Raw genomic sequence first — 16,849 nt, 5'->3', positions numbered from 1 at the left:
GGTCGCTGGGAGTTCCGGGTCATCGATCCGGTGCGTCCCAGCTCAGCCGACGCGCTTTCCAAGTACGAGAATTCGGGTGCGCATGGCACAGACCCTCCCCCCGGCACACAGTGCGTGTCAAGTGGGTGGGACGGGAGTCTCATCATGTGAGCGGAGCGCGGTACCGGTGCCGTACGCCCCCGAGGATGCCCCAGCCGCGTACGCGCTGCCACTCCCGCCTGCGTAAACACCACTTCCTCCGCCTCCCACGAAGATCGGCTCGACGGGGCCGTGGGGCACGGGGCAGTGCCCGGAGGCCAGGGCGCGGCGCAGTCGGTACTCGTCCAGGGGCGCGGAGAATGCCATGCCCTGTCCGTGCGTGCAGCCCATCGAGCGCAGGGCGATGACCTGCTCGGGCAGATCCACCCCCTCGGCCACGGTCTGCAGGCCCAGATCGCCCGCGATACGCAGCAGCCCTCTGGTGATCTTGTGGAGACGGGCCGACTCGACCACGCCCTCGACGAGACCGCGGTCCAGTTTCAGTACGTCGATGGGGAGGCGGCGCAGTGCGGTGATCGTCGCGCCGCCGCTGCCGAAGCCGTCCAGGGCGATCCTGACGCCGAGGCGCCTGAGCGCGTTCAAGCGGCGCTCCAGCTCGTCCAGGGAGATTTTGGGATCGGTTTCGGCCAGTCCGACGACCAGTGCGCCGGAGGGCAGGCCATGGCGGGTCAGCAGGGCTTCGACGGAGCTGAGGGGCATGGACCGGTCGAGGAGCCGACGGGCGCTCATCCGGACGGCGACGGGCACGGCATGCCCGGTGGCGCCGCGCTCGGCGGCCTGCTCGACTGCCTCCTCCAGCATCCACCGGCTCAGCTCCGCTGTGCGGTCGCTGTCCTCGGCGACGCGCAGGAACTCGGCAGGCGTGAACAGCACGCCCTGGGCCGAGCGCCAGCGTGCCTGGGCTTCGACCGCCGTGATCCGGCCGGTGTCGAGGCAGACCACGGGCTGGTGCAGCAGTGCGAACTCGCCGTCGTGCAGAGCTGCCCGCAGCCGGGTGGCCAGCTCGGCCTTCCGTACTACGTCCTGCTGCATCTGTGGCGCGTACAGCTCGACGCGGCCCTTGCCCGCGGCCTTGGCGCGGTACATCGCCAGGTCGGCGTTGCGCAGCAACTCGCCCGCGCCCAGGCCCGGTTCGGAGAAGGCGACGCCGATGGACGCGGCGACCCGGACATCGTTGCCGTCGATGGTGTACGGCTGCGAGAGGGTGACGCGGAGCCGGTCGGCGAGTTCGAAGATGTGGCGTTCGCGCGCGGTGCGGTCGCGGGTGCCGTCGCCGACGATCAGGGCCGCGAACTCGTCGCCGCCGAGCCGGGAGGCGGTGTCTCCCTGCCGGACCGCGTCCTGGAGTCTGCGGGCGGCCTGGACGAGCAGCTCGTCGCCGGCCTGGTGCCCGATGGTGTCGTTGACGGCCTTGAAGCCGTCGAGGTCGATGAAGAGGACGGCGGTGCCGCGGTCGGAGGAGCGGCGGCCGGACAGCGCCTGTCCGACGCGCTTGGTGAAGAGGGCCCGGTTGGGCAGGTCGGTGAGCGGGTCGTGCTCGGCGTTGTGCTGCAACTGCGCCTGGAGGCGGACCCGTTCGGTCACGTCGCGGCTGTTGAAGATGAGTCCGCCGTGGTGACGGTTCACGGTCGACTCGACGTTGAGCCAGCCGCCGTCGCCGGACTTGAAGCGGCACTCTATGCGGGTGGTGGGTTCCTCGGCCGGGTTGGCGGCGAGGAAGCGGCGCACCTCGTGCACCACGCAGCCCAGGTCCTCCGGGTGGATCAGCGAGGCGAGTTCGGAACCCTTGAGCTCCTCGGCGGGCCGTCCGTAGACGCCGGACGCGGCCGGGCTGACGTATTGGAGGATGCCGTTCGGTGCGGCGATCATGATGACGTCGCTGGAGCCCTGCACCAGGGAGCGGAAGTGGTTCTCCGTCTGGGCCAGTTCCTGGGTGAGGGTGATGTTGTCGATCAGCATGATGCCCTGGCGGACGACGAGGGCGAGCACGACCGTGCCGCCGGTCATGAGCACCACGCGGTCGACGCTGCGGCCGTTGAGCACGTTGTAGAGGATCCCCAGCGTGCAGACGGCGGCGGCCAGGTAGGGAGTGAGTGCCGCCAGCGAACTGGTGATGGGCCGGCCGGCCGGATACCGACTGTGACCTCCGTCCTGGAGGGGCACGTGTGCCGGTTGTCCCTCTCGGGGCCCAGGCACGTAGCCGTACACCACGCGCGTGTGCCCCTCTTCTTCCGTGTGTCCGTGTCGTGACCCCACCCAGGGGGCGTAGGCGAGCAGCAGCGAGCCGGCGAACCAGCCGGCGTCGAGCAACTGTCCGGAGCGGTAGTCGTTGTGCAGCAGTGGCGAGGTGAACAGGGCGTCACACATCACCGTCAGGGCCAGCGCGGCGATCGCGGTGTTCACCGCGGAGCGGTTCACCGCCGAGCGCCTGAAGTGCAGGGCGAGCACCATGCTCACCAGGGCGATGTCCAGCAGCGGGTATGCGAGCGACAGCGCGGTGTGCGCGACGGTCGGGCCCTCCGCCTTCGCCGCCTGGGCGAGCGCGAGGCTCCAGGAGAGCGTGAGCAGCGAGCCGCCGATCAGCCAGGCGTCCAGCGCCAGACAGACCCAACCGGCCTTGCTCACCGGCCGTTTGGCGAGGACGAGCAGTCCCACGATGGCCGGCGGCGCGAAGCACAGGAAGAACAGGTCGGCATAGCTCGGGCTGGGCACCGAGGCGTCAAGGACGACCTCGTACCAACCCCAGATGAAGTTGCCCACCGCCGCCATCGCGGACGACAGCGAGAACAGCAGCCATGCGGGTCGAAAGCGGCTGCGGCGGGTGCGGGCGCAGCAGAAGCAGGAGACGGCCGCGGTGGCCGCCGCCGCGCTCAGCCCGAAGTCGCCCATGATCAGCGCGAGTCTCGACGAGCCCCAGCCGAGCGCGGAACCGACGGCGTATCCCGCGCACACCAGAGCCAGCACGAGCTGCGGAACCACGCTCACCCCGCCGCCGGAGACCGGATGACGGGCCAGCAACACCCCCGGGGAGCTCACTGTGTCTCTCCGGTCCGTGCCGCCCCCGAGTCCCTCTGGTCCCGGTGCGCTGTGTGGGCGTGCTTCCTGCGGCCGCTGGGCCTTCGGTGGTGCTGGGCACTGTGGCCGCATCTGTGCGTCGATGCGCACCAGGGTCGCCGTCGGCGGCTCCGCCGCGTCGGATCGTTGGTCCATAGGCCGTGCATCGCCCGTCGCCCCCCTTGCTGTTGCTGTCTTTCAATCCCCGGCGCCGAACAGTGCGCGGCGCAGCCCCTGTCGGGACGATACACCAGTCTCGTCACTCAGGGACATAGTTCCTCTACGCTCCGTGACGACCAGCGGAGATGTGGGCACGGCCCGCATTCGGGAGACTGCGGAGGGTGCTGAAAGCGGACTACGCGCCCGTCGTAAGGACCACGTTCCGCAGCGGCTCCCGGTTCACGAAACGGTTCAACTGGCCCACCAGCAGCCTTTTGGCGCGCGGGTAGAACGCCGAGGTCGGTCCGCCCACGTGAGGGCTGATGAGTACGCCCGGCGCATGCCACAAGGGGTGCCCGGTCGGCAGCGGTTCGGGATCGGTGACGTCCAGGGCCGCCCGGATCCGGCCGCTCTCCAGCTCGGCGAGGAGCGCCTTGGTGTCCACGACGCCGCCGCGGGCGACGTTCACGAGCAGCGCCCCGTCCTTCATCCGCGCCAGGAAATCGGCCCCGGCCAGGCCTTTCGTCTGCTCCGTGAGGGGCGTGATCAGCACCACCACGTCGGCTTCCGGAAGGAGTTCGGGCAGTGCGGTGATCGGATGCACGGGACCGCGCGCCGTCTCGCGTGCGGAGCGCGCGACGCGCGCCACCCGCGCGACCTCGAAAGGCGCGAGCCGGTCCTCGATGGCGGAACCCACCGCCCCGTAGCCGACGATCAGAACGGTCTTGTCGGCGAGCGCCGGGCGGAACCCGGACCTCCACTCCTCCCGGTCCTGCCCGCGGACGAAGTCGGGGATGCCGCGCAGCGAGGCGAGGATCAGAGTGAGCGTCAGCTCGGCCGTGCTGGCGTCGTGCACCCCACGGGCGTTGCACAACCGCACGCCCTTGGGCAGCAGTCCGAGGCCCGGCTGGACGTGGTCGATGCCGGCCGAGAGCGTCTGCACGACCTGCACGGACGTCATCTCGGCCATGGGCCGCACCGAGATCTCGCTGGGCTTCATGTAGGGCACGACGTAGAACGCGCAGTCGGCGGGATCGGCGGGAAACTCCTGCTCACCGTTCCAGAAACGGTAGTTGAGGCCTTCGGGAAGGCCCTCGAGGTCGTCCGAGTGAAACGGCAGCCACACTTCGTAAGTCATGGTCAGGAGGCTATGCGAAGCCCCTGGAGGCGCAGAGGTTAGTTTGGGATGCCAGGAGAGGGAGGGTACGGCCAGGTGGAGCGCAGGACGATCGGGGCGGCGGCGCTCGAGGTGGGTGCTGTCGGACTCGGATGCATGCCGATGAGCTGGGCGTACTCGGGCTCACGGCAGCGGGGCGACGAGTCGCTGCGGACCGTGCACGCGGCCCTCGACCAGGGTGCGACGCTCCTCGACACCGCCGACATGTACGGGCCGTTCACCAATGAGCTGCTGGTGGGGCGGGTGCTGAAGGAGCGGCGCTCCGAGGCGTTCGTGTCGACCAAGGTCGGCCTGCTGGTGGGCGAGCAGCACGTCGTGGCCAACGGACGCCCCGGTTATGTGAAGCGGGCCTGCGACGCCTCGCTGCGACGCCTGCAGACGGACGTCATCGACCTCTACCAGCTGCATCGAGCGGACCCCGAGGTGCCGGTCGAGGAGACGTGGGGCGCGATGGCGGAGCTCGTCTCGGCCGGAAAGGTGCGCTCGCTGGGGCTGTGCGCGGTGGGCGCGCGTTCCGGCCGACGGTCGGGTGCCCGTCTGCATGACGGAACGATCCGGCAGCTGGAGCGGGTGCAGCAGGTCTTCCCGGTGAGCGCGGTGGAGGCCGAGCTGTCGGTGTGGTCGCCGGAGGCCCTGGAGGGGCTGCTGCCGTGGTGCGAGGCGCGCGGCGTCGGCTTCCTGGCTGCGATGCCGCTCGGCAACGGCTTTCTGACCGGGACGCTCACCCCCGGCCAGGGCTTCGAACCCGACGATGTCCGCGCCCGGCATCCCCGCTTCACCGCCGAGATGATGGCCGCGAACCAGCCGATCGTCGCCGGTCTGCGACGCATCGCGCGCCGGCACTCGGCAGAGGGAGTGGAAGGCAGAAAGGCAGTAGAGGCAGCAGGGACAGGAGAAGCTGAGGTCACGCCCGCGCAGGTGGCGCTCGCGTGGGTGCTCACGCAGGGGCGGCACGTGGTGCCGGTGCCGGGTGCCAAGCGGGAGTGCTGGGCCACGCAGAACGCGAGGGCGGCCGGATTGCGTCTGACGGCCGAAGACCTCGCGGAGGTGGCGGAGCTGCCCGCGGCGCAGGGATCCTGGGACTGAAGCCGAGCGGTTGGCGGGTGATCCGGCGATTCGGTGTCCGGTGATCGGGAACCCGTGAGGCGCGAGCGGTGTATGAACAGTAGAACCTGCCGCGTCGAAGGGATCCTGATCGTGCAACGTCGAGCTGTGACGGCCGTGTTGGCCGCAGCCACGCTCCTGCTGACGGCCGGGTGCTCCTCCGGTGACGGGGAGGGGTCGGACGGCGGCCAGAGCGCGTCCGCGAGTAGTACCGAACCGGGGGCCTCGGCTCCTGCCACGGAACAGGCGGCCGAGGAGGCGCCGCCCGACAAGGGCTCCGTGAAGGTCGTGCGGACCGTCACCGAAGATCTCAAGACCCCGTGGGGCCTCGCACCGCTCCCCGAGGGCGACCTCCTGGTCTCCTCACGGGACGAGGGGACGATCACCCGGGTCGACGAGGAGACCGGCAAGAAGACCGAGCTGGGCTCGGTGCCGGGGGTGGCCCCCGCCGGTGAGGGCGGCCTGATGGGCCTGGCGCTCTCCCCGTCGTACGCGTCGGACCACATGGTGTACGCGCATTTCACCTCGGAGTCGGACAACCGCATCGTGCGCATGCTCTACGACGAGAAGAAACCGGCCGGTGAGCAACTGGGCGCCCCCGACACGGTCTTCAGGGGCATCCCGAAGGGCACGAACCACAACGGCGGACGGATCGCCTTCGGCCCCGACAAGCTGCTGTACGTGGGCACGGGCGAGACGTACGAGACCGAGCTGGCCCAGGACAAGGAGTCGACGGGCGGCAAGATCCTCCGGCTGACCCCGGACGGCGAACCCGCGCCGGGCAACCCCCTCGACTCACCCATCTACTCCTACGGCCACCGCAATGTGCAGGGCCTCGCCTGGGACTCCAAGCAGCGCCTGTTCGCCTCGGAGTTCGGCCAGAACACCTGGGACGAGCTGAACGACATCAAGCCTGGCGACAACTACGGCTGGCCGGACGCGGAGGGCAAGTCCGACGACTCCAAGTACCACAACCCGATAGCCCAGTGGGGGGTCGCCGACGCCTCGCCGAGCGGCATCGCCTACGCCGAGGGCTCGATCTGGATGGCGGGCCTGCGGGGCGAGCGCCTGTGGCGCGTCCCGCTGCGCGGCACGGAGGCCTCGGCGGATCCGGAAGCCTTCCTGGAGGGCGACTACGGGCGCCTGCGCACGGTGGTCTCCGCGGGCGGCAACAAGCTGTGGCTGGTGACGAGCGAGACGGACGGCCGGGGGTCCCCGGGGAGCGGGGATGACAAGATTCTGGAGCTGGAGGTGAAGTAGAGGCAGGCGCCTACGCGGGGGCTTCTGGGTCCGGCTCGGCTTCGGGCTGCGCGGGCAGGCGTACGACGACCTTGCCGGAGGCGAGGTCTATGGGGCCCCGCCCGGGGTCACCATCGTTGAGGTCCACGCGCGTGAGCTCCAACCGCTTGCGCTCCTCCTCGGTGTGCTTTCGTCCTGGTGCGAAGAGCTCCTCGATCATGTTGAACACGGCGCCTCCCTCGGCCCGGGGTCCCTTACAGCGTAGGCCTCACCCTGTGGATCTCACCCGGCCGTACGGGCGGCGGCCGTCTCCGGCGGGAACAGCCGCAGCCGGTGCGCCACGGCCGCAGCCTCACCTCGGCCCGAGACGTTCAGCTTGGCGAGGATGTTGGAGACGTGGACGCTGGCTGTCTTCGGGGAGATGAAGAGTTCCTCGGCTATCTGGCGGTTGCTGCGGCCGACGGCGACCAGACGGAGAACGTCGCGCTCGCGGCTGGTCAGGCCGAGCGCCTCGGCGGGGTCGGCGGGGGCGAGGGCGGACCGCTCGGGGGCGAGGGCGAGCGTGAGGCGGGCGCGCTGGGCGAGCAGGTCGACGGCGTCGGCGAGCGGGCGCGCGCCGAGGTGGTCGGCCACGGCCCTGGCCAGCCGCAGGAGCTCGGTGGCCCGGTCCCGCTCCTCCTCGCCGCCGGCGGAGGCCAGCAGGGCCTCGGCGAGCCGGTGACGGACGCGGGCGAGGTCGTAGGGGCGCTCCAGCGACTCGAAGGCGATGACCGCCTCGGACCAGTCGTCCGGGGTGTCCCGGCCCTCGGCACGCAGCAGCTCGGCGCGCACCCAGCGCTCGTATGCCCCCCAGACGGGCACGTTCGTGGTGAGTGACTTGGCGGCCTTGCGGAGGCGCTCGATGATTTCGGCGCGGCCCTGTTCGACGCCGGGGAGTCCGCGGGCGTCGGCCTCCGCGGTGGCGGCGGCGAGCAGCAGGGGCCAGCCGTAGCGCTGGGTGCCCGGTGGGAAGCCGGCGGTCAGGGCCTGGTCCAGTTCCGCGCGGACGTCGACGAGGCGCCCCTCGTCGGCGGCGATGCCGATCGAGAGGAACGCGAGTGGCAGTGAGTGCTGGGGGACGATGTCGTGGGTGCCGAAGTGTGCACGAGCAGCCGTGAGTTGGCGGTCGGCCTCGGCCAGGTCGCCGCGGGCGAGCGCCAGATGGGCGTGCAGCGTACTGCGGAAGCCGCGGGGCTTGGCGCTCTGGCCGATCCGGTCCGAGTTGATCCCGGCCTCGGCGGCCTCGTCCCAGCGGCCCAGGGAGTGGAGGGACTCGGCGAGGTTGCCCCACACCCAGGCCTCGGTGTCCAAAAGGCCCAGTTTCCTGACGAGTTCGACCCCTTCCTGAAGGATCACGACGGCCTCCTGGGAACGGCCGATGCCCTCCAGGTAGTGCGGCAGGTTCACGTGGGCGCGGCCCAGCACAGAGGCGGCGCCGAGTTCCCCGGCCCGCTCCTTCACCTCGTGAACCTCGGCGAGCCCTTCCTCGATGTCGCCGGATTCGACCAGGAGTCCGCCCAGGGTGAGCCGTGCGTTCAGCTCGATGTCGCGGACGCCCACCATGCGGGCGTACTCCACGGCGCGCTCGGCGGCCAGGAGCGCCGCTGGGCCCGGCCTGTGGACCATCGACCAGTGGGCGACATTGGCGAGGACCTCGGCGTGCACCTTGGACGGCGGCAGCCCCCGGACCAGCTCCTGGGCTGTGGCGAGTTCCTGCCACCCGTCTCCGCGGGCCTGCGCCTCCACGAGGCGGGAGCGCTGGATCCAGAACCAGGCGGCGCGCAGCGGATCGCCCTCGTCCTCCAGGACGTGCAGGGCCCGCTTGGTGATCTTCAGAGCGCGCTCGCGTTCGCCGCAGAACCGGCCCGCGACGGCGGCCTCGGCCATCAGGTCGAGATAGCGCAGCGGGGTGGTGTCCGGGTCGCAGCCCCAGGGAGGGTAGACCTCGGTGTAGTCGACGGGCCGCAGTTCGGCGCGTACGGTCTCGGGGGCCGTGTCCCACAGCTCCATCGCCCGCTCCAGGAGCCGCAGTTGCTCCGAGTAGGCGTGTCGGCGGCGGGCCGCCACGGAGGCGTCGAGGACGGCGGGCAGGGCCTTGGCGGCGTCATGCGCGTGGTACCAGTGGCTGGCCAGCCGGGCGGCGCGCTCGTCGACGGGGACGAGCGTCGGGTCGGCCTCCAGCGCTTCCGCGTACCGGCGGTTGAGGCGGGAGCGCTCGCCGGGCAGCAGGTCGTCGGCGACGGCCTCGCGCACCAGGGAGTGGCGGAAGCGGAAGCCGTCCGCGTCGGGCGTCGCGAGCAGGATGTTGGCGCCCACGGCGGCCCGCAGCGCCTCGATGAGGTCGTCCTCGGTGAGCCGCGCCACGGCGGCGAGCAGCCGGTACTCGACGGTGGAGCCGCCCTCGGCGACGATCCGGGCCACCCGCTGGGATCCTTCGGGGAGGCTCTCGACGCGGACGAGGAGCAGGTCACGCAGGGAGTCGGTGAGGCCGGTGCGGCAGCCCTCGTGCGCGGCCACGGCGAGCTCCTCGACGAAGAACGCGTTTCCGTCGGAGCGCTCGAAAATCTCGTCCACCTGGGCCTGTTCGGGCTCGGAGGCGAGGATTCCGGCGATCTGGCGGCCGACTTCGGCGCGGCTGAAGCGGCCGAGTTCAATGCGGCGGACCGTGCGCAGCCGGTCGAGTTCGGCGAGCAGCGGGCGCAGCGGGTGGCGGCGGTGGACGTCGTCGGCGCGGTAGGTGGCGAGGACGAGGAGGCGGCCGCTGCGCAGCGTGCGGAAGAGGTAGGCGAGGAGGTGGCGGGTCGAGGCGTCCGCCCAGTGCAGGTCCTCCAGGAGGACGACGACCGTGCGGTCGGCGGCCACACGCTCCAGGAGGCGCACGGTGAGTTCGAAGAGGCGGGCCATGCCCTCCTCGTCGTGCCGCCCCCGTGATGTGTCGCCCAACTCGGGCAGCAGCCGGGCCAGTTCCTCCTCCTGTCCGGCGGCCGCGGCGGCCAACTCGTCGGGGAGGTGGCGGCGCAGGGCACGCAGGGCGGTGGAGAAGGGCGCGAACGGCAGTCCGTCGGCGCCGATCTCGACGCAGCCGCCGAGCGCCACGACGGCGCCCTCGCGGCAGGCCGCGGTCGCGAACTCCTCGATGAGCCGGGTCTTGCCGACACCGGCCTCACCGCCGAGCAGCAGCGCCTGCGGCTCGCCCACGGCAGCGCGGGCGAGCGCGTCGTTCAGCACGTCCAGTTCGTCGGCCCGGCCGACGAAGACCGGACTGACGGACCGGGTCTCCACAGCGCCGAGCATCGCACAGGGGTCCGACGCGGCGGCACTGGTTATCGCGGGGGCACTGGTTATCACGGCGGCACTGGTTGTCGCGGTCCTGCCCACGACCGGGAGGGTGGTGACTGGGCCCCCACCCCCTTGAGGCCCGCTTCGTCCCGCCCCGTCGTCCACCCCAGGACGGCTGCCCCCTCTGCGGCCGTCCTGGGGTGGCCCGGCGCTCACGCGGCGGATGTGAACCGGTGCCGGCGGAAACGGTTGGTATGCACCCGCCCGTCGCTGTCATCGTGGCCGGACCGCGCGGCCTCGCGCTTGGCGGCGCGGCGGCTGCGGACGACCTCACGGACCAGGCGGTAGTTGTCGGCCTCGCGGATCAGTTCGGCGGAACGCATCTGCTGGAGCTCGTACTCGAACATCTCGTACCCCTCGTGAAGAGTCGGTTTCCGGCTTCGCTCGTTGCGATGCCTCAACCTTCGTCTCCAAGGGGGGTACGCCACATCGGGAGAGTGCCGCATCTTCCACGCGCGAAGGGCCTTAGTCCCGCCGTAAGTCGCCTACGGCGGGACTAAGGCCCCTCAGAACGTGCGGTTCTTGTGCGTACTTCAGCTCGTGCGGTACTCAGCCGGCGCGGTACGTCAGCTCGTGGACGGCATGCCGAGGAGGACGTCGGAGTACTTGAGGACAGCCAGCAGCAGGCCGATGACACCGAGCGAGACACCCGCCCAGGCGACCGACTTGACCCACGGAGCCTGGGGCCGGACCAGGTCGGGGTTCCCGAACGCGGGCCGGACCAGCACCACGACGCCGACGATCAGCGCGGCCAGCGCGAAGAACCCGGCGACCAGCGCGTTGGCGTTCCAGGAATCGGCGTACACCTGCTGGATCTGATCGGCCACGCCGGCGCCCTGCACGGCCTCCAGCTGGCCGTAGATCCCGTTGCGCTCCTGCGCGACGGCACCGACCCAGCTGCCGGTCAGCGAGACGATGCCGAGCCCCGCGGAGACGACGGCGGCAGCGCCCAGGCCCACGCCGGAACCACCCTCAGCCGCGCCCGCGACCTGGTCGTCCTCGTCCTCGTCCAGGGCGTCGCCCAGGACCTCGGCGTCGGCCTGGTCCTCGGCCTCCTCAGCCGCCCCGTTCTCCTCCGTCGCGGCCGTCTCGTCGCCCTTGGTGAGCTCCACGGCCTCCTCGTCGCGCTTTGCCTCGGTGCCGGTCTTGACTCCGGCCTCGTCTTCTGTCTTGGTTCCCATGCACCGCACGGTACGGACGCTGTCTGAGAATTTCTTAAAGATCCGAAGATCCTCGCGGGGTGCCCCTTTATCGTTATCGATCCGCACGCGCGCGTGCGGCCCGCCACTCCTCCGCGAGCACGGCCCAGACCTCCGTGTCCTGCCGTACACCCCGGTACGGATAGCGCTCCCGCAGGACGCCCTCACGGGTCATCCCGAGCCGTCGGGCCACGTTCACACTCGGCTCGTTGACTGAGGCGGCGTACCACTCCACGCGATGCATCCCGCGCTCGTCGACCGCCCAGTCGATGAGGACGCGTGCCCCGCGCGTGACCAGGCCTCGGCCCGCCGCGGCGGGCTCCAGCCAGCAGCCGAGCTCGCAGTTGCCACGCTCGGCGTCGAAGATCCGGAAGAGCAGTCCGCCGACGAGCTTCCCGTCCAGCCACACCCCGTGCAGGCTGCCGGTGTCGGCGGCCTTCTTGTCGGCGTACGACTGGAGGATCTCCCGCGCGGAGGCGGCATCCGTGGCAGTCGCACCGAAGGAGATGTACTGCTGTACGAATTGGCGCCCTCGGTCGAGGTGAGCGAGGAACTCCTCGGCGTGCCACGGCTCCAGGGGTCTCAGTTCGGCACCGTCGTCACCCAGGGATATCGCGTACATCCGGCTGTTGCTCCTTCACGAGTGCCTCCAGGAGCGCGCCGTCGCGCGCCTCGGGAATCGTCGCACGGGAGGCGGCATCGGAGGCCTCGGACGCCTCGTGGGCGGGGCGGCAGTCGGGCGGCTCGATGCTGATGCGCGGCAGGCGCCGGTCGAGCCAGCGGGGCAGCCACCAGTTGGCGCCGCCCAGCAGGTGCATGAGGGCGGGCACCAGGAGCGTACGCAGGATGAAGGCGTCGAGGGCGACGGCGGCGGCGAGCGCTATGCCGAACATCGCGATGACGCGGTCGCCGCTGAGCACGAAGGCCAGGAAGACCGAGATCATGATCACGGCGGCGGAGTTGATCACCCTGCTGGTCTCGGCGAGGCCCACGCGGACGGCCCGCCGGTTGTCGCCGGTTTCCAGCCACTCCTCGTACATCCGGCTGACCAGGAACACCTGGTAGTCCATGGACAGCCCGAAGAGGACCGAGACCATGATCACCGGGAGGAAGGGTTCGATCGGCCCGGCCCGGCCCAGACCCAGCAGCTCGCTGCCCCAGCCCCACTGGAAGATCGCGACGACCACTCCGAAGGCGGCGGCGACGGCGGCGACGTTCATCACGGCGGCCTTCAGGGGGATGCCGATGGAGCGGAAGGCGAGCAGCAGCAGGACGCAGCCGAGGCCGATGACGACGCCCACGAAGAGGGGCAGTTTGCCGATGATGACGTCGGCGAAGTCGTCGTACCCGGCGGTCATGCCGCCGACCTGCAGATCGAGCGTGGTGTCGGTCTCGGCGCGCGGCAGCACTTCGGTGCGCAGCCGGTCGACGAGTTCGCTGGTCTTCTCGGACTGCGGTGAGGACTCCGGCACGACACTGAGGTACGCGGTGTCGCCGCCGCTGTTGTACGTCACCGGACTCGCCGACCGGACGCCCTCGGTAGCCCGGAGCGTTCCGCCGAGGTTGTCGAGGGCGAGCCGGTCCTGGGCCCCGCCGACGTGCGTGACGAGGGTGAGGGGGCCGTTCAGACCGGGCCCGAAGCCGTCCCCGAGGAGGTCGTACGCCTGCCGTGTGGTGGCCGATTCCGGATTGTTTCCCTGGTCCGAGGTGCCCAGGTGCAGGGAGAAGGTCGGCAGCGCGAGCAGGGCCATGACGGCCAGGGCGAGGGCGCCGAGGAGCTTGGGGTGCCGTTCGACGAAGGCGGACCAGCGGGCGGCGAACCCGGTGGGGATCTCCGGTTCGGGCCCGTGCTCGTCCAGTCGGCGGCGTTCGCGGCGGCTGAGGGCGCGCATGCCGATGAAGGAGAGCAGCGCCGGCAGCAGCGTCACGGAGGCCGCGACGGTGAGGACCACGGTGAGGGAAGCGGCGATCGCGACGCCGTTGAGGAAGCCGAGCCGCAGTATGAGCATGCCGAGCAGGGCGATGCACACGGTGGCGCCCGCGAAGACGACCGCGCGCCCGGTGGTGGCCACCGCGTTCCGGGCGGCCTCCTCGACCGGCAGCCCGCGTTTCAGGCCGCGGCGGTGTCTGGTCACGATGAACAGCGCGTAGTCGATACCGACGCCGAGGCCGATCAGCATGCCGAGCATCGGCGCGAAGTCGGCGACGGTCATGGCGTGCCCGAGCAGCACGATCCCCGCGTACGCCGTGCCGACGCTCACCAGGGCGGTGGCGATGGGCAGCAGCGATGCGGCGAGCGAGCCGAAGGCCAGGAAGAGGACAACTGCGGCGACGACCACGCCGACGACCTCGGCGATGTGCCCACCCGAGGACTCGGTGAGGGCGATGGCGCTCCCGCCCAGCTCGACCTGGAGCCCGTCCGTCTCGGCGGCCTTGGCGACGGCCACGACCGCCTGGGCCTCGCCCTGGTCGATGTCCTCGGCCGAGTCGTCGAAGGTGACGGTGGCGTAGGCCGTACGTCCGTCGTCGCTGATCTGGTCCCCGCCCCGGCCCTCGTACGGGCTGACGACAGCGGCCACGCCCGGCAGGGCGGCGATCTTGTCGAGGGTGCGGGTCATGGTCTGCTCGACGTCGGCGGCGCGCACCGTGCCGCCGGAGCCGGAGTGCCAGACGACGGTGTCGCTGTCGCCGCCGGAGCCGGGGAAGCCGTCCTGAAGGAGCTGGGTGGCGCTGCCCGACTCGGTGCCCGGCACTTCGTAGTCGTTCGAGTACGCGGATCCGGTGACGGCCGCGGCGGCGCTGACGCCACCGAGGGCGAGGAGCCACAGCAGTACGACCACAAGACGGTGCCTGACACACCAGCGCGCAAGAGCTGCCACGGACGTGCTCCCTGGGGGTGTTTCGTGGATCTTTGATCGGGAACCGCCGCTTATACAACTGAACAGCCCGCAAAGAACGCATGAGTAATGCCTAGACACTCTCGCAGCAGAAAGTGATCGTTTACCGCTTTCGTGTGTCTACTCACAGGAGTGCGAGCCAATTCACAGGACAATCATCTGAACTCTGTAGCACCGGACCCGACGAAGTCCGGCGCGGCACAGCGCCCCCGAAGGTGCGCGGGGCTGTGACATTTGCGGCTTCGCCGCGGTGGGGGAGAAGCCGAGAGTGGGGGAGCGACCAGCCACGGACGGCCCGCGGCTTCAACACCGCGCTTCCCGTTTGACACCGCGCCTCCCGCGGAGCGTCAGCGCGGCAGAAAGCCGTGCAGGAACGCCCGCAGCCCGGAGGCGATCAGCTCGTCCCGCTCCTCGTCGGGCATGCGGATCGCCCCCTGATCCGTACGGTCGGAGATCTCGATGCAGTTCCCCGGCCGCGTCTCGGACGGCGTCGCGACCCGCGTGATCGTCGTGCCCGGCGTTCTGGTCGCCGTGCCCGGCGTCCTGGTCGCCGTGGCGGGCTTCCTCGCCTTCGCTCTGCAGGCCGGCTCCGACACCGCGTACTAACGCCTGGTCGCCTCCCTCGCAGTCATGGGCACCGGCGTCGGCATGACCACCATGCCGGTCATTGCCTCGGCCACGCGGGGCCTCGCCGACTCCGAAGTCACCGCCGCCAGCACGGCGTTGAACATCATCCTCCAGGCGGCCGCGTCCGCGGGCACGGCGCTGACCGCTCTGCTGCTGACGGCCACGGACGGGTTCCGTACGACGCTGCTGTGCGGGCGGGGCGGGGCGGGGCTGATGGCGCTGGCGTTGCCGATGGCACGCGGTTGTCCGGATCAAGCCCGCACGAGCCCACCTCCAGCCCGTCCGGCCATTGAGGACGAGCGCCCACCTCCAGCCCGTCCGGCGTTTGAGGACGAGGCCGTTCAGGCCGAAGCGGGGGCCTGAGGGCGGCAGCCCCCAGGACGGTACACACGGCGAGGGGTGCACCTGAATCCCAGGTACACCCCTCGCCGCGCCCCAAGCGGAGCGACTAGCCCTCGACGCCCAGCTTCTCCAGGATCAGCTCCTTGACGCGCGCCGCGTCGGCCTGGCCGCGCGTGGCTTTCATGACCGCGCCCACGAGGGCGCCGGCCGCCGCCACCTTGCCGGCGCGGATCTTGTCCGCGACGCCCGGGTTGCCGGCGATGGCCTCCTCGACGGCGGCCGTCAGGGCGCCCTCGTCGGAGACGACCTTCAGACCGCGCTTCTCGACGACCTCGTCAGGGGTGCCTTCGCCCTTGACGACGCCCTCGATGACCTGGCGGGCCAGCTTGTCGTTCAGCTCACCGGCGGTCACCAGGGCGGCCACGCGGGCAACCTGCTCGGGCGTGATGGCCAGCGCGTCCAGGGACACGCCCGACTCGTTGGCCGTACGCGCCAGTTCGCCCATCCACCACTTGCGGGCGGAGGCCGCGTCGGCGCCCGCCTCGATGGTGGCGACGATCGGGTCGATGGCACCGGCGTTGAGCATCGACTGCATGTCGTGGGCGTTGACGCCCCACTCCGCGCGCAGCCGGTTGCGACGGGCCAGCGGCTGCTCGGGCAGGACCGCGCGCAGTTCCTCGACCCACTCGCGGGTCGGGGCGACCGGGACGAGGTCGGGCTCCGGGAAGTACCGGTAGTCCTCGGCCTCCTCCTTCACGCGGCCCGAGGTCGTGGAGCCCGTGTCCTCGTGGAAGTGGCGGGTCTCCTGGATGATCGTGCCACCGCCGTCGAGGACCGCGGCGTGCCGCTGGATCTCGAAGCGGGCCGCACGCTCCACGGAGCGAAGGGAGTTGACGTTCTTGGTCTCACTCCGCGTGCCGAACTTCTCCCGGCCGTGCGGGCGCAGCGACAGGTTCACGTCGCAGCGCATCTGCCCCATCTCCATGCGGGCGTCCGACACACCGAGTGCCTTGATGAGCTCGCGCAGCTCGGCGACGTACGCCTTGGCGACCTCGGGCGCGCGCTCCCCCGCTCCCTCGATCGGCTTGGTGACGATCTCGATGAGGGGGATGCCGGCGCGGTTGTAGTCCAGGAGCGAGTGCGAGGCGCCGTGGATACGGCCCGTCGCGCCGCCCACATGCGTGGACTTGCCCGTGTCCTCCTCCATGTGGGCGCGCTCGATCTCCACGCGGAAGACCTCGCCGTCCTCCAGCTGGACGTCCAGATAGCCGTTGAAGGCGATCGGCTCGTCGTACTGGGAGGTCTGGAAGTTCTTCGGCATGTCCGGATAGAAGTAGTTCTTCCGGGCGAAGCGGCACCACTCGGCGATCTCGCAGTGCAGCGCGAGACCGATCTTGATCGCGGACTCGACGGCGGTCGCGTTGACGGCCGGGAGCGCTCCGGGCATGCCGAGGCAGGTCGGGCAGGTCTGCGTGTTGGCGTCCTGGCCGAGTTCGGTGGAGCAGCCGCAGAACATCTTGGTCTTGGTGCCGAGTTCGACATGGACCTCGAGGCCCATGACGGGGTCGTACGACGCCAGCGCGTCCTCGTACGACACCAGGTCAGTCGTGACAGTCACGGTGAAACTTTCCCTC

The 16,849-nt window shown here is 70.7% G+C and carries 13 protein-coding genes; 4 read left to right on the top strand and 9 right to left on the bottom strand.

Annotated features, from left to right (window positions below; genetic code table 11):
- Positions 1-117: 117 nt before the first annotated feature.
- Positions 118-3,249 (bottom strand): putative bifunctional diguanylate cyclase/phosphodiesterase, encoded by a 3,132-nt coding sequence (locus ACTWQR_RS13365; RefSeq protein WP_443227238.1) that lies wholly within the window; start codon positions 3,247-3,249, stop codon positions 118-120.
- Positions 3,250-3,448: 199 nt separating this feature from the next.
- A complete protein-coding gene (locus tag ACTWQR_RS13360; RefSeq protein ID WP_443227237.1) occupies positions 3,449-4,390 on the bottom strand; it encodes a 2-hydroxyacid dehydrogenase in 942 nt (313 codons plus the stop codon).
- A gap of 75 nt (positions 4,391-4,465) precedes the next feature.
- Between ACTWQR_RS13360 and ACTWQR_RS13355 the strand changes: the two genes are divergently transcribed.
- Both ACTWQR_RS13355 and ACTWQR_RS13350 read left to right on the top strand, forming a co-directional pair.
- Positions 4,466-5,515 (top strand): aldo/keto reductase, encoded by a 1,050-nt coding sequence (locus ACTWQR_RS13355; RefSeq protein WP_443227328.1) that lies wholly within the window; start codon positions 4,466-4,468, stop codon positions 5,513-5,515.
- Positions 5,516-5,587: 72 nt separating this feature from the next.
- The gene (locus ACTWQR_RS13350) at positions 5,588-6,793 is read left to right on the top strand and encodes a PQQ-dependent sugar dehydrogenase (RefSeq protein WP_443227236.1); all 1,206 of its coding nucleotides are present in this window, start codon (positions 5,588-5,590) and stop codon (positions 6,791-6,793) included.
- 10 nt (positions 6,794-6,803) lie between these two features.
- Here the strand turns inward: ACTWQR_RS13350 and ACTWQR_RS13345 are convergent, their stop codons facing one another.
- The 6 genes from ACTWQR_RS13345 to ACTWQR_RS13320 form a co-directional block, all read right to left on the bottom strand.
- Positions 6,804-7,001 carry a DUF6191 domain-containing protein gene (locus ACTWQR_RS13345; protein WP_443227235.1) on the bottom strand — a complete coding sequence of 66 codons (198 nt, stop codon included), beginning with the start codon at positions 6,999-7,001 and terminating at the stop codon, positions 6,804-6,806.
- Between the two features lie 53 nt (positions 7,002-7,054).
- Entirely contained in the window at positions 7,055-10,105 is a 3,051-nt protein-coding gene (locus ACTWQR_RS13340) for a helix-turn-helix transcriptional regulator (protein WP_443227234.1), read from the bottom strand.
- A gap of 197 nt (positions 10,106-10,302) precedes the next feature.
- On the bottom strand, positions 10,303-10,497 hold the full coding sequence (locus ACTWQR_RS13335; RefSeq protein ID WP_443227233.1) for a hypothetical protein: 195 nt from the start codon (positions 10,495-10,497) through the stop codon (positions 10,303-10,305).
- 219 nt (positions 10,498-10,716) lie between these two features.
- On the bottom strand, positions 10,717-11,331 hold the full coding sequence (locus ACTWQR_RS13330; protein ID WP_443227232.1) for a hypothetical protein: 615 nt from the start codon (positions 11,329-11,331) through the stop codon (positions 10,717-10,719).
- Between the two features lie 73 nt (positions 11,332-11,404).
- Positions 11,405-11,971, bottom strand: a complete 567-nt coding sequence (locus ACTWQR_RS13325) for a GNAT family N-acetyltransferase (RefSeq protein ID WP_443227231.1) — start codon at positions 11,969-11,971, stop codon at positions 11,405-11,407.
- Complete coding sequence (locus ACTWQR_RS13320) at positions 11,949-14,228, bottom strand: MMPL family transporter (protein ID WP_443227230.1); 2,280 nt, start codon at positions 14,226-14,228, stop codon at positions 11,949-11,951. The genes ACTWQR_RS13325 and ACTWQR_RS13320 overlap by 23 nt, the downstream gene beginning before the upstream one ends.
- A gap of 477 nt (positions 14,229-14,705) precedes the next feature.
- On the opposite strand from ACTWQR_RS13320, the gene ACTWQR_RS13315 reads away from it, so the two are divergent.
- Positions 14,706-14,852 (top strand): hypothetical protein, encoded by a 147-nt coding sequence (locus ACTWQR_RS13315; protein ID WP_443227229.1) that lies wholly within the window; start codon positions 14,706-14,708, stop codon positions 14,850-14,852.
- A 24-nt stretch (positions 14,853-14,876) separates the two neighbouring features.
- Positions 14,877-15,236, top strand: a complete 360-nt coding sequence (locus ACTWQR_RS13310; RefSeq protein ID WP_443227228.1) for a hypothetical protein — start codon at positions 14,877-14,879, stop codon at positions 15,234-15,236.
- An 85-nt stretch (positions 15,237-15,321) separates the two neighbouring features.
- Here the strand turns inward: ACTWQR_RS13310 and gatB are convergent, their stop codons facing one another.
- Positions 15,322-16,833, bottom strand: a complete 1,512-nt coding sequence (gene gatB, locus ACTWQR_RS13305; protein ID WP_443227227.1) for an Asp-tRNA(Asn)/Glu-tRNA(Gln) amidotransferase subunit GatB — start codon at positions 16,831-16,833, stop codon at positions 15,322-15,324.
- Positions 16,834-16,849 lie beyond the last annotated feature (16 nt).

This window comes from Streptomyces sp. 2A115, assembly GCF_052245575.1.
In the GTDB taxonomy this organism is placed as follows: Bacteria; Actinomycetota; Actinomycetes; order Streptomycetales; family Streptomycetaceae; genus Streptomyces.
Note: the sequence above shows the minus strand (reverse complement) of the source record. Positions and strands in the feature narration are given on the sequence as shown.

Coding starts and splice junctions, on each gene's coding strand:
- ACTWQR_RS13365 (WP_443227238.1), bottom strand. CDS start 3,249: ATGGACCAACGATCCGACGCGGCGGAGCCGCCGACGGCGACCCTGGTG.
- ACTWQR_RS13360 (WP_443227237.1), bottom strand. CDS start 4,390: ATGACTTACGAAGTGTGGCTGCCGTTTCACTCGGACGACCTCGAGGGC.
- ACTWQR_RS13350 (WP_443227236.1), top strand. CDS start 5,588: ATGAACAGTAGAACCTGCCGCGTCGAAGGGATCCTGATCGTGCAACGT.
- ACTWQR_RS13340 (WP_443227234.1), bottom strand. CDS start 10,105: ATGCTCGGCGCTGTGGAGACCCGGTCCGTCAGTCCGGTCTTCGTCGGC.
- ACTWQR_RS13335 (WP_443227233.1), bottom strand. CDS start 10,497: ATGTTCGAGTACGAGCTCCAGCAGATGCGTTCCGCCGAACTGATCCGC.
- ACTWQR_RS13330 (WP_443227232.1), bottom strand. CDS start 11,331: ATGGGAACCAAGACAGAAGACGAGGCCGGAGTCAAGACCGGCACCGAG.
- ACTWQR_RS13325 (WP_443227231.1), bottom strand. CDS start 11,971: ATGTACGCGATATCCCTGGGTGACGACGGTGCCGAACTGAGACCCCTG.
- ACTWQR_RS13315 (WP_443227229.1), top strand. CDS start 14,706: ATGCAGTTCCCCGGCCGCGTCTCGGACGGCGTCGCGACCCGCGTGATC.
- ACTWQR_RS13310 (WP_443227228.1), top strand. CDS start 14,877: ATGGGCACCGGCGTCGGCATGACCACCATGCCGGTCATTGCCTCGGCC.